Raw genomic sequence first — 12,470 nt, 5'->3', positions numbered from 1 at the left:
ACCGCTGGCCCGATTTGTTGCCTGCGCTCCAGCGCGGTATGGCTTGGATCACGGCCGGATGTTCGGCCAATCCGAGAGTGCTGCGGTGACCGGTCAAATCAAACTCGTCCTCTTCGACATGGACAATGTCCTCTGCGACTACGACACGGCAAAGCGTGTCGCATGGCTGGCGAAGGTTGCGGGGACCACGAGCGAATCCGTCCACAAGGCGATCTGGGACAGCGGCTTCGAGCTGCTCGGCGATTCCTGCACACTCGATGCCGCGGACTATTTGCGGGGTTTCGGCGACCGCATCGGCTATCCGCTGTCACTGGACGAGTGGATCGAGGCGCGACGCCGTTCAATGCAGGCCGATCGTGCCATGCTGGAGATTGTCGGCAGCTTGCGTCAAACCGTCGACATTGCCGTCCTGACCAACAACACGACGCTGGTCGCCGACCATATCGCAGCGCTGCTGCCGGAATTGCCACCGCTGTTCGGCTCGCGAATCTACGCCTCGGCCCGGTTCAAGACGGCGAAGCCGGACCCGCGCTGCTTCCGCCTCTGTCTGTCGGAGCTCGACGTCAAACCGGAGAACGTCCTGTTCGTCGACGATCTCATGGCCAATGTCGCCGGTGCGCGAGAGGCGGGCCTGTTCGCGCATCACCACACCTCGGTTGAGGCTTTCAGGCGGGCCCTGTCGGAGCACGGCCTGCTTCACGCATGAATGCGCGATCCGCTTTTCCCGGCGTCAGGCGAGATGGCACGCCACAAAGTGCCCGCCTGCTCCCTCCTTCAGCTCCGGTGCGCTTTCCGCGCAACGCGGCTGGGCGATAGGACAGCGGGTGTGGAAGTGGCAGCCCGACGGCGGCTTCATCGGGCTCGGAACGTCGCCCTTGAGGCGGATGCGCTCGCGCTTGAGCTTGGGATCGGGCACCGGCACCGCCGATAACAGCGCCCTCGTGTAGGGATGCTGCGGATTGCGGTAGAGGTCGCTGGCCTTGGCGAGCTCGACGATACGGCCAAGATACATCACCGCGACCCGGTCGGAGATGTGCTCGACCACCGACAAATCGTGCGCAACGAAGAGATAGGTGAGGTTCAGCTCCGCCTGGAGATCTTCCAGCAAGTTGATGACCTGCGCCTGGATCGAGACGTCGAGCGCAGACACCGGTTCGTCGCAGACGATCAGTTTCGGCTCGACCGCGAGCGCACGCGCGATCACGATGCGCTGGCGCTGACCGCCGGAGAATTCATGCGGATAGCGGCGCATGTGCTCGGCCTTGAGCCCGACCTTCACCAGCAGGCTCGCGACGCGATCCTCACGCTCCTTGGCGGATGAGCCGAGCTTATGGATGACGAGGGCTTCGCCGAGGATGGCGCCGACCGTCATGCGCGGATTGAGGGAGGCGAACGGGTCCTGGAACACAAGCTGCATGTTCCGCCGCATCGCGCGCAAATCGTTGCCGCCGAGCTGGCGGACATCCTGACCGTCGAACACGACCTCGCCGTCGGTCGGTTCGATCAGGCGCAGCACGCAGCGTCCCGTCGTCGACTTTCCGCAGCCGGATTCGCCGACGAGGCCGAGCGTCTCGCCGCGGTTGACCGAGAACGAGACCCCATCGACGGCATAAACGCTGCCGACCTGGCGCGACAACAGGCCGCCATGCACGGGAAAATATTTCTTCAGGCCGCTGACGCGGAGCAGGGGCTCGGTCATGCTGCGCCTCCCAACTGCGTATCTCCCAGATGACAGGCCATACGGTGGCCGGGCGCGATCTCGCGCAGCAGCGGCTCCCTCTCGGTGCAGACGCTCATGGCGTGGCGGCAGCGCGGAGCGAAGCGGCAGCCGACCGGCGGATTGATCAGGATCGGCACCGAGCCGCCGATCGCCTCCAGCCGCACCTTGTGCTCGCTGGCGAGATCGATGCGCGGGATCGAGCGGATCAGTCCCTGGGTATAGGGATGGCCGGGATTGCCAAAGAGGTCGTCGACGGGCGCCTCCTCCACCACCTTGCCGGCATACATCACGACGACGCGTTGCGCGGTCTCGGCGACGACGCCCATGGCATGGGTGATCAGCATCACCGCCATGCCGAAGCGTTCCTTCATGTCCTGGAGCAGGTCGAGGATCTGCGCCTGAATAGTGACGTCGAGGGCCGTGGTGGGCTCGTCGGCGATGATCAGTTTCGGCTTGCAGGCGAGAGCCATCGCGATCATCACACGCTGGCGCATGCCGCCGGAGAACTGATGCGGATAGTTGTGCACGCGGCCTTCGGCGTTGGGAATCTGCACCAGCTTGAGCATCTCGATGGTGCGATCGAGCGCCTGTTTCCTGGTGACATTCTCATGGCGGCGCAGGCTTTCGGCGATCTGCTCGCCGATGGTCAGCACCGGATTGAGCGAGGTCATCGGCTCCTGGAAGATGAAGCCGATCTCCTTGGCGCGGATCTCGTCGAGCTGACTGCTCGTCAGCGGCACGAGATCGCGGCCCTCGAAGATGATCTCGCCTGCCGCGATGCGGCCCGGCGGCATCGCGATCAGCTTCAGGATCGACATCGCGGTGACGGTCTTGCCGCAACCGGATTCGCCGACGACGCAGAGCGTCTCGCCGCGGTTGATGGAGATGTCGACACCGTCGACCGCCTGGAGGATGCCGTCGTCGGTGGAGAAGTGGGTTTTCAGTCCCTTGATCTCGAGCAGCGGCGCCATCAGATCACCCGCCGCGCATCGAGCGCGTCACGCAGGCCGTCGCCGATAAAATTGATGGCGACCACTGCGATGAAGATCGCGCCGCCCGGGAACAGCGCCCAGTGCGGGCCGATGTCGAGAAAGTCTTTCGCGTCATAAAGCAGCCGGCCCCAGGTCGGCGTATCCGGCGGGAAGCCGAGGCCGAGGAAGGACAGCGTCGATTCCGCGATGATGGCTGCGGCCACGTCGATGGTGCCGGCGATGATCACCGGACCGAGCGCATTGGGCAGGATATGGCGCACCACCTGCCGTACCGGGCTGGCTCCGAGAGCGCGCGCGGCTTCGACGAATTCCTTCTCGCGGATCGACAGGAACTGGGCGCGAACGAGGCGGGCGACCGGCATCCAGCGCAAGCCACCGATCACGAGCACGATCAGGATGAAAATGCCGCCCTCGGGGCCGAACGCTGCCTTCAGCCCGTCGCGGAAGAGATAGATCAGCAGCAGCAGCAGGGGCAATTGCGGCAGCGACAAAAAGAGATCGGTGAGCCACATCAGCCCATGGCCGAGCGCGCCGCGCGACATGCCGGCGAGCGCGCCGATCAGCACACCGACAAAGACCGAGACCAGCATCGCGGCGAGACCGACCGCGAGCGAGATGCGCCCGCCATAGATCATGCGGGCGAGGATATCCTGCCCGAGATCGTCGGTGCCAAAGGGATGGGCCAGCGACGGCCCCTGCATGCCCGCCACGATGTCGATGTCGTCGATCTTGACCCGCCAGATAAAGGGGCCGACCACCACCGCCAGGATCAGAACGAGGAGCAGGAACGCGCTGACCACGGCAAGCTTGTGGCGGCTATAGCGCCGCCACGTCTCGCGCCAGGGCGAGTAGACGCGCCGCTCAGCGGAGGGAGATGCGAGGGTCAAGCCAGCCATAAAGAACGTCCGCGATGAGATTGAACAGCACGACCAGGCACGCAAAGACGAAGGTGACGGCCATCACCACCGGCGTGTCGTTGGAAAGGATGGAGGAGATCAGCAGCGAGCCGATGCCGGGGATGCGGAAGATCTGCTCGGTGACGATGGCGCCGCCGAACACCGCCGGGATTTGCAACGCAATCAACGTGACGACCGGGATCATCGCGTTGCGCATCACATGCTTGATGATCACCCGCCTCTGGCCGATGCCCTTGGCGCGCGCGGTGGTGACGTAGTCGAGCCGGATCACGTCGAGCATCGCCGAGCGCACGAAACGCGTCATCGACGCAGCCTGGAACAGGCCGAGCACCGCCACCGGCATGATCGCCTGACGGATCATCTCCAGCACCCAGTGAATCCCCGTGCCCTTGATGTCGGTCGTGTAGACGAAAGGCAGCCAGTCCAGCGTGACCGAGAAGATCAGGATGAACAGGATGCCGGTGAAGAAGGTCGGCAGCGAGAAGCCGACAAAGGCGAGCGTGTTGGCGACCTGGTCGAACAGCGAATAAGGTTTCGTCGCGGCGTAGACCCCGACCGGGATCGCGATCAGGAGCGCAAGGATCTGCGCCGAGCCGATCACGTACAGCGTCGTTGGCAGTCGCTGGAGAATGAGCGTGTCCACGTTCATCCGGCTGACGAAGGAGAAACCCCAGTCGCCGTGCAGCATGGCGTTGAGCCAGTGCAGGTAACGAAGGTAGATCGGATCGTCGAGGCCGAACTTCGCCCGAAGCGCGAGAGCGACTTCGGGCGGCACGTTCGGATTGGTCGCTAGCTCGGAGAAGGGATCGCCCGGGGCGAGTGCGAGCACGACGAACAGCACGAGCGAAATTCCGAGCAGGCTCGGAATCGCGATCAGGAGGCGACGCAGGACATACTGGCTCATGAAGAAGGACCGCTCTAGGCGTGCGTGATCATTCTTCGCGGTACCAGTCGAACAAATTGTCGGTCTCGTTGGCCCAGCCGGAAACGACCGGGCGCAGATTGTTGGCGGCCGCCTCGACCTTCAGACGGTGCTGCACCGGGATGAAAACGATGTCGTGGTACATGAGATCATTGGCCTTGATGTAGAGCGCCGCGCGCTTGACCGGATCCATTTCGCCGTCGGCGGCCAGGATGGTCGCGTCGTACTCCTTGTTGACCCAGCGCGGGAAGTTGGTGCCCTGCCACTTGTTCTCCTTGGTGGCGACGAGGTTCGAAAGGTAACGACGCATGTGCTGCGACGGATCGGGCTGGCTCAGCGGGATCTGGAACATCTCCATGTCGGCGTAGAACTTGGAATAGGTGTCGGGATTGCCGACGTCGGAGGAGAAGAACACGGAGGCGACGACCGATTTCAGCTCGACGTCGATACCCGCCTTCTGGCAGGCCTGCTTGACGATGGCCTGCGTCTTCTGGCGCGGCCCGTTGATCGCGGTCTGGTAGAGGAGCTTCAGCTTCTTGCCGTCCTTCTCGCGGATGCCGTCGGCGCCCGGCTTCCAGCCGGCGTCGTCGAGGATCTTCGAGGCCTTCTCGACGCTGAACTCCCACGAGGTGTTCTTGGACACGAATTTTTCGGGCCCGTTGAGGAAGTTGGCGGTGGTGCGGCCGGCGCGGCCGTAGATGGCCTTCTTGACCGATTCGCGATCGATCAGCAGCGAGAGCGCCTTGCGCACCGCTGGATCAGAAAACAGCGGGTGCTTGGTCTTTATCGAGGAGCGTTCGCCATCGACCTCGGTGTTGGGATCGGTGAAGTTCAGCGCGATGAATTCGGTGTCGCCGCCGACGGCGTAGACGGTTTTTCCCTTGCCGCCCTTCTCCAGGCGCAGCAGCACGTCGTCCTCGACCTGAATGTTCCAGCCGAAATCATATTCGCCAGTCTGGATCACCGCGCGCGCGGCAGAGACGGCGTCGCCGCCGCCCTTCATCTCGATCGAATCGAAATAGGGGCGGTTGGCCATGTGATAATCGGGATTGATCACGCCGCGGACAAGATCGCCCGGCTTGAACTCGACGAACTTGTAGGGGCCGGTACCGACCGGCGAGAGGTTGGTCGGCGCCTCCCGCGACTTGGACCCCATATAGTCCTTGAACAGATGTTTCGGGATGATGGTATTGGGAGCCCCGACAAAAGCGTCGGCCCAGAACGGCGTCGGCTTGTTGAACAGGATGCGGACCGTGAGGTCGTCCACCTTCTCGACGGTGATGTCGCGGAGCGTCGCGATGGTCAGTGCGGAGGTCGCCGGATCCTTGGCATATTCCCAGTTGAAGACGACGTCGTCGGCCGTGAACGGCGTGCCGTCATGCCATTTGACGCCGGGCTTGAGTTTCCAGGTCACCGACTTGCCGTCGGCGGCGAGGCCACCGTTCTGGATCGAGGGAATTTCGGCGGCCAGGACCAGCTTCATGTTGCCGTCGGGATCCCAACAGGCGAGCGGCTCGTAGAACAGACGCGCGCCGTCCTGGTCCTTGGTGCCGGTGGCGAAATGCGGATTGAGCAGGGTCGGCCCCTGCCACCACAGCAGCTTGAGCGCGCCACCGCCGCCGCGCTTGGTCGGCTTGTAGGTCGAGGCGCCCTCGGCCATGGCGACGCCGCCAAGGGCGAGAATCTGGTTGGCCAAAGGCGCGGTGAGACCCACGGCGGCAAGACGCTGAATGAAGCCGCGGCGATCCATCCGCCCGTCCTTCACGTCACCGATCATCGAACGCAGTTGTTTATCCAGCATGGTTGTCCCCGTCTGGTTCCCGTATGGATGCAGGCGGTCGCGCGAGGCGACCACCGGGCTTGGCTGGCGGTAGATGGCACACCGAATGGGGTGCGCGTCAACTGCGACCGTGTGTATGCAAACGGTCTTCTGACTGTCTGTTGGGCAAAACCATATTCCGCAGCCCATCCGATCGGCAATCCAGCATCAAAACACGCTGAATTCCGCGCTGCACTGCAGAAAATTTGATCGCCGCATCAGACGAAGTATCGAGGCGAAATTCTACGCCACGGACATGTCGAGCGGCGGCGCGACGTGGTCTGGCAGCGGACAGACGTAAGGCGTCTTGGCTGTCCGCTTCTGGAGGTCAGCCGTGGCAGCCTTGATCAGCTCCGGGTCCGTCAGCGCCTTGATACCGATGCCGGCCATCGCCTTGGCGGCCTGCACCATGGCCTTGTGCGCATGCGCGCTCTTGCCCTGCGCGACCACCTGCCAGGTGTGGAAGGGCGTACCGATTGCAACCGTGGGTGCGTGGACCTGCACGGTCGGCACCACCCAGCTCACGTCGCCGACGTCGGTCGAGCCGACCAGCGGATTGCGCTTGGCATCCAGTGGCACCAGGAAGTCAGCCAGCGGCCGGTCGGTCGGCTCCATGCCGATCGCGTAATAGACCGACTCGATGTCCTTGTCGCTCAGCGTTGCGCGGATCTCCGTGGCAAAGCCCTTGTCTACGTCGTCGAAATGCGGCGGTCCGAGCTCTTCCATGACCCGATGCAGCGCCTGCTCCAGCGGCGTGTTCGGCAGGATGTTGGAGACCGCGGAGATGATCTTCATCTCGACCTTGGTCTCGGTCATCAGCGCCGCGCCGTCCGCGATCTTGCTCACGCGTCCGACCAGCTCGTTCATGCCGGGCAGATCACGGGCGCGGATCGAATAGCGCACGCGCGCATGCGCCTGCACCACGTTCGGGGCGATGCCGCCGGTGTCGAGCAGCGCGTAGTGCACGCGCGCGTCGCTCGGCATGTGCTCGCGCATATAGTTCACGCCGACATTCATCAGCTCCACGGCGTCGAGCGCGGAGCGGCCGAGATGCGGCGAGGCCGCCGCATGCGAGGTACGGCCGGTGAAGATGAAATCGGCGCGGGTGTTGGCGAGTGACGGCGTCACCGCGACTTCCCAGAAGCTGTGCGGATGCCAGGTGATGGCGATGTCGGCGTCTTCGAATGCACCGGAGCGCACCATGAAGGCTTTTGCCGCGCCGCCCTCCTCCGCGGGGCAGCCGTAATAGCGCACGCGGCCCGGCACCTTGTTCTCGGCAAGCCAGTCCTTCACCGCCGTCGCGGCGAGGAGAGCTGCGGAACCCAGCAGATTGTGACCGCAGCCATGGCCGTGGCCGCCAGTCTCGACCGGACGATGCTCCGCGACGCCGGCCTCCTGGCTCAGGCCCGGGAGCGCGTCATATTCCCCCATGAAGGCAATGACCGGTCCGCCCTCGCCCCATTCGCCCATCACCGCGGTCGGAATGCCCGCGACCTGCTCGGTGATGCGGAAACCCTGATGACGCAACTCGGCGAGATGCTCGGCGGCGGATCGCGCCTCGGTGTAGCAGACTTCGGGCATGCCCCAGACCTTGTCGCTGAGGTCGATGAAACGTGCCTTGATCGTGTCGATGCCACGCCAGATGTCGCTGCGGTTGTCCATGCTTCGGCCCCGTGATCCCTCGGTCAAACGAAGCGGCAATGGTTAGCAGCTTCATTGTACCGCGCCTAGCACCTCGCCGGACAGCAGCCATGCGGCCAATGCCGGAGGCCCGCTCGACCGACCGTGCATCAAGCCTTCCCGCGCCTTTCAAAGATTTCATCCGGTGCCTCGGGAATAGTTGGGGAACGAGGCTTTCAAGACGGCCTCCTCCGGCCTAAATTATCCGTGCTTCGCGCGTCGTTCCGCTAATCGGCGGAGCGATGCTCTCAGCCAGGAGAACTCCATGCCCGCCCTGACCGAATGGAGAGTGCCACCGGCCAATCAGCCGCGTGCGAGCGATTACGGTTTCGATCTCGACCGCGCGCTCGCCTCCGTCGTCGGCCTGCATGCCATCATCCCGCCGGACGCCTTCAGCGCCGAGACACTGGGGACTGAACGCGCCGGCAACGGCGTCGTGATCGACGACGGGCTGGTGCTCACCATCGGCTACCTCATCACCGAAGCAGAGTCGGTGTGGCTGCATGTCGGAGACGGGCGCGTAGTGGAGGGACATGTGCTCGGCTTCGATGCCGTCACCGGCTTTGGCCTGGTGCAGGCGCTCGGCCAGCTCGATGTCGCCCCCTTGCCGCTCGGGATCTCGGCCGAGACCCGGCTCGGCGACCGCGTCGTGGTCGGCGGCGCCGGCGGACGCACGCGTTCGGTCGCGAGCCAGATCGTGGCCAAGCAGGAATTCGCCGGCTACTGGGAATATCTGCTGGACGAGGCCATCTTCACCCATCCCGCGCACCCGAATTGGGGCGGCACGGCGCTCCTCAACGAGCGCGGCGAGCTGATCGGCATCGGCTCGCTGCAGCTCGAACGCGAGCGCGAGGCCAAGGCCGAGCACGTCAACATGATCGTGCCGATCGACCTGTTGAAACCGATCCTGGACGATCTGCGCAAATTCGGCCGCGTCAACAAGCCGGCACGGCCGTGGCTCGGACTGTTTTCGACCGAGATCGACAACCGCGTGGTTGTGATCGGGATCTCCGCCAATGGTCCCGCCGCCCGTGCCGAGCTCAAGACCGGCGACGTCATCCTCGCGGTCGACGGCGAGAAGGTCACGAGCCAAACCGGCTTCTACAAGAAGCTGTGGGGCCTCGGCGCTGCCGGCGTCGACGTGCCGCTGACGGTACATCATGAAGGCGTCACCTTCGACGTCACGGTGACCTCGACCGATCGCTACAAGCTCTTGAAGGCGCCGAAGCTGCACTGACGATCAGAACTGACGCAAGGAAGCGACGATGAGCGAGGCCGTCGTTGACGATATCGTGGCCGTGCTGCCGCCGCTGCTCAATGCGCTGGAGGCGCTCGCCTTTTTTCAGCGCAACCTGCACCCGCCGGCCTTCGGCTCCGTGATGAATGCGATTGGCGCTCCCGACGAGGCGTTGCAAACGGCGCGCGCGGCAATCCGAGAATGGCCGGAGGAGTTCACCGGACTGCGCGAGCGGCTCGATCGTGCCTGCGACGAGACGCTCGCCGCCTTTGCCGGCCTGCGCGAGGTCGAACGTGGCAATGGCGACCTCGTCGCGGTCTTCCGCGCACTACGTCATGTGCCGCGCGCGCAGGAGGCACTCTATCCGCTGGCCGTGCGGTTTCCGCCGGTCAGCAGTTTCTTCCTCAACGCCGCGAATCGCGAGAATGCCGACCTGTTGTCGCGGCTCGAAGCCGGCGCGGACGCGCACACCGGCATCATCCACGATCACAACGAGCCCGGCAGCCGCGGTGGCTTTTCGGTCTACGTGCCCGAATATTATACGCCCGATCGCGCCATGCCGCTGGTGATGGCGTTGCACGGCGGCAGCGGCAACGGCCGCGGTTTCCTGTGGAGCTGGCTGCGCGATGCCCGCAGTCTTGGTGCGATCCTGGTGGCGCCGACCGCGACCGGCCCAACCTGGGCGCTGATGGGTGACGATTCCGACACGCCCAACCTCATGCGCATTCTCGAAACCGTGCGCAGCCGCTGGACCATCGACGCCTCGCGCATGCTGCTCACCGGCATGAGCGACGGCGGCACCTTCTGCTATGTCACCGGCCTCGACGGCGCCTCGCCCTTCACGCATCTCGCGCCGGTGTCGGCGACCTTCCATCCGCTGAGGGTCGAAATGGCTGACGCTGCGCGTCTGCAGCGCCTGCCGATCTTCATCGCGCACGGCAAGCTCGACTGGATGTTTCCGGTGCAGACCGCGCGGCAGACGCAGGCGGCCCTCGCCGCCGCCGGCGCCGACGTCACCTATCGCGAGATCGACGACCTCAGCCACACCTATCCTCGCGAGATCAACGCGGAGCTGGTGCAGTGGCTGAATGGAGAATGAACAACCTCTCCTTCCCTGCGCCCTACTGCCGCGGAACAATCGATCCGGGCCGACGTTATCGCCCGTCATCGGAGGTTTCGCCATGCGGATGTTTCTTGGAATGATTTTGGGCGCGCTGCTGCTTGCCTGCGGCGTGTATGTCTATGACTCCATGCAGACGTCGTCGGTTGCTCATGGCGAGGTCGCGACGACCAATCGCACCATCGTAAACTGGGATGTCGCCAAAGCCGATTGGGACGCGCTGCGCGATCGCGCGCACAAGGACTGGGTCCGCATCTCCTCCAAGTAACGATGTGGTATCATGAATGAGGCGCCGTCGCGGGTCCGCGGCGGCGCCTTCGTATTGCGCGGTGAATATCGCTCGGCTCAGTTCATCTTGGCCTTGCGGGCGTCGGCGATGACCTGCTCGAACTCGTTCATGCTGAGCACGCCGGGCACGCGGTATTTGCCGACGATGAAGGACGGCGTGCCGCGGAAACCGAAGGCTTCGGCCTGCTCGTTGTTGCGCTTGAGCACGGCGTCGATGTCCTTGGCGTGATCGGCGAGATCGCGCTTCAACCGATCCATGTCGACGCCGGCCGCCGCGAGCAGTTCGTTGATGCGCGGCTCCGTCAGGCGCGAGCTGACGCCCATCATGGCGTCATGGGCCTGGTGGTATTTGTCCTGGAATTTCGCCGCCAGCGCGGTCCGCGCGGCCGTGACCGAAACCGGACCGAGAATCGGCCAGTCCTTCATCACCAGCCGGACCTTGCCGTCGTCCTGGATGACCTGACGCAACTCGGGCTCGAGCTTGCGGCAATAGGGGCAGTTATAGTCGGACCATTCGATGATGCTGATATTCCCGTCGGGATTGCCGGCCACGGGAACGTCGGGATCGCGCAGCACCTTGGCTTCGGTCAGCACCTCGTCTTCGTCGGTTGCCGCCCGCGCCGCGGTGATCCCACCGGCGACAAGGGCGCCCGCTCCAATCAGCGTCAGCGCCGCGCGCCGCGTCGGCACAAGGCTCTTATTCCTGAATCCAGCCATATCTCGTTCCATTTCGGTCCCATTTCCGTGGATACGGTCCGAGACTGGGAATTGTTACAGGTCATATAGAGTGTCGCGGCGCCGATGTCATCGCCACGCTATGCCGGTATCGGGGCCGGCGCTTGGGAAGCGGCAACGCGGGGCAGCATTGCCATCAGCGTGCCGGTCATCGTGGCGATCAACGTGACCTTGCCCTCGTGCTCGGCAAACGCCCTGGCCTCGCAAAAGGTCAGCGTGCGGCCGGGCTTGACCACCTCTGCCTTGAAGACGAAACGCTCGCCCCGTGCCGGCGCGAGCAGCGTAGTCTTGAACTCGACGGTGAGGATATCGGCCTCGCGCGGCATCAGGGTGAAGGCGGCGACACCACAGGCATTGTCGAGGCCTGCGGTAATGATGCCGGCGTGGACAAAGCCGTTCTGCTGTGTGAGGGCCGGCGAATGCAGCATGGCTAATTCAGCCTCGCCCGGCGCAAGGCGGACGATCACGATACCGAGCGTGTGCATCGCCGGCTGGCCGTCGAACATGGCGATGCCAGCCGCGCGATAGCCCGGGTTCTTCGGCTCATATGCAGCCATGGCTCAGGCCTCCGCCTTCTCGGCGAGGTGCCTCAAGGCCACCTCGCGGATGGCATCCGTGAACGGCACCGATTTGCGCTGGCTCCGGTCCATGTGCACGCCCGTGATCTCGCAGAACGCGGCGATCTCGCCGGTCTCGGCATTGGTCATGTCGTGCCGGAAGCGGATCGATTTGTCGCGGATCTCAAGCAGATGGCTGCGGATCTCGACGATGTCGCCGGCGCGCAGCTCGCGCTTATAGGTGATGTTCTGCTGCACGGCGGCCATGCCGCGGCCGGAGCCGCGCAGATAGCTCGGCGTCAGCCCGAGGCGAGCGAACAGATTCCAGTTGGCCTCGTCGAATTTGCCGACATACCACATGATGTTCATATGGCCGACGTGATCGCACTGCCATGGATAGACCGTGCCGCGATAGGTCGCCTCCTGCTCCATCGCAATTCTCCCTGGCCTTTTCTGCCTTTGATTGTCGATACGGTAGCGTAT

The 12,470-nt window shown here is 64.2% G+C and carries 13 protein-coding genes; 4 read left to right on the top strand and 9 right to left on the bottom strand.

What is annotated here, in order from left to right; all coding sequences use genetic code 11:
- Nucleotides 1-58: 58 nt before the first annotated feature.
- A complete protein-coding gene (locus tag IVB42_RS22190; RefSeq protein ID WP_026232488.1) occupies nt 59-706 on the top strand; it encodes an HAD family phosphatase in 648 nt (215 codons plus the stop codon).
- Between the two features lie 24 nt (nt 707-730).
- On the opposite strand, the gene IVB42_RS22185 is transcribed toward IVB42_RS22190, so the two are convergent.
- The 6 genes from IVB42_RS22185 to IVB42_RS22160 all read right to left on the bottom strand — a co-directional run bounded on the left by IVB42_RS22185 (nt 731) and on the right by IVB42_RS22160 (nt 8,032).
- On the bottom strand, nt 731-1,699 hold the full coding sequence (locus tag IVB42_RS22185) for a dipeptide ABC transporter ATP-binding protein (RefSeq protein ID WP_007597389.1): 969 nt from the start codon (nt 1,697-1,699) through the stop codon (nt 731-733).
- Nucleotides 1,696-2,691: an ABC transporter ATP-binding protein gene (locus tag IVB42_RS22180; protein WP_085350758.1), complete on the bottom strand. Its 996-nt coding sequence runs from the start codon at nt 2,689-2,691 to the stop codon at nt 1,696-1,698. Before IVB42_RS22180 ends, IVB42_RS22185 begins: the two co-directional genes overlap by 4 nt.
- On the bottom strand, nt 2,691-3,608 hold the full coding sequence (locus IVB42_RS22175; protein WP_007597392.1) for an ABC transporter permease subunit: 918 nt from the start codon (nt 3,606-3,608) through the stop codon (nt 2,691-2,693). Before IVB42_RS22175 ends, IVB42_RS22180 begins: the two co-directional genes overlap by 1 nt.
- A complete protein-coding gene (locus tag IVB42_RS22170) occupies nt 3,574-4,533 on the bottom strand; it encodes an ABC transporter permease (RefSeq protein ID WP_007597394.1) in 960 nt (319 codons plus the stop codon). Before IVB42_RS22170 ends, IVB42_RS22175 begins: the two co-directional genes overlap by 35 nt.
- Before the next feature lie 28 nt (nt 4,534-4,561).
- A complete protein-coding gene (locus IVB42_RS22165) occupies nt 4,562-6,352 on the bottom strand; it encodes a peptide ABC transporter substrate-binding protein (protein ID WP_026232487.1) in 1,791 nt (596 codons plus the stop codon).
- A 261-nt stretch (nt 6,353-6,613) separates the two neighbouring features.
- Complete coding sequence (locus tag IVB42_RS22160) at nt 6,614-8,032, bottom strand: M20 family metallopeptidase (protein ID WP_018453219.1); 1,419 nt, start codon at nt 8,030-8,032, stop codon at nt 6,614-6,616.
- A 283-nt stretch (nt 8,033-8,315) separates the two neighbouring features.
- Between IVB42_RS22160 and IVB42_RS22155 the strand changes: the two genes are divergently transcribed.
- The 3 genes from IVB42_RS22155 (at nt 8,316) to IVB42_RS22145 (ending at nt 10,675) form a co-directional block, all read left to right on the top strand.
- Nucleotides 8,316-9,287: a S1C family serine protease gene (locus IVB42_RS22155; RefSeq protein ID WP_018453218.1), complete on the top strand. Its 972-nt coding sequence runs from the start codon at nt 8,316-8,318 to the stop codon at nt 9,285-9,287.
- 28 nt (nt 9,288-9,315) lie between these two features.
- A complete protein-coding gene (locus IVB42_RS22150; RefSeq protein ID WP_018453217.1) occupies nt 9,316-10,386 on the top strand; it encodes a phospholipase in 1,071 nt (356 codons plus the stop codon).
- A gap of 82 nt (nt 10,387-10,468) precedes the next feature.
- Nucleotides 10,469-10,675 (top strand): hypothetical protein, encoded by a 207-nt coding sequence (locus tag IVB42_RS22145; protein WP_018453216.1) that lies wholly within the window; start codon nt 10,469-10,471, stop codon nt 10,673-10,675.
- A gap of 77 nt (nt 10,676-10,752) precedes the next feature.
- On the opposite strand, the gene IVB42_RS22140 is transcribed toward IVB42_RS22145, so the two are convergent.
- The 3 genes from IVB42_RS22140 to IVB42_RS22130 form a co-directional block, all read right to left on the bottom strand.
- Entirely contained in the window at nt 10,753-11,412 is a 660-nt protein-coding gene (locus IVB42_RS22140; RefSeq protein ID WP_026232486.1) for a DsbA family protein, read from the bottom strand.
- Between the two features lie 98 nt (nt 11,413-11,510).
- The gene (locus IVB42_RS22135; protein ID WP_018453214.1) at nt 11,511-11,987 is read right to left on the bottom strand and encodes a PaaI family thioesterase; all 477 of its coding nucleotides are present in this window, start codon (nt 11,985-11,987) and stop codon (nt 11,511-11,513) included.
- Between the two features lie 3 nt (nt 11,988-11,990).
- Nucleotides 11,991-12,419 carry an acyl-CoA thioesterase gene (locus tag IVB42_RS22130; RefSeq protein WP_018453213.1) on the bottom strand — a complete coding sequence of 143 codons (429 nt, stop codon included), beginning with the start codon at nt 12,417-12,419 and terminating at the stop codon, nt 11,991-11,993.
- Between the last annotated feature and the right edge of the window lie 51 nt (nt 12,420-12,470).

It is taken from the genome of Bradyrhizobium sp. 45 (assembly GCF_023073155.1).
GTDB lineage: Bacteria > Pseudomonadota > Alphaproteobacteria > Rhizobiales > Xanthobacteraceae > Bradyrhizobium > Bradyrhizobium canariense_D.
The sequence above is the reverse complement of the archived record's forward strand: the minus strand, read 5'-3'. Positions and strand labels throughout refer to the sequence as shown.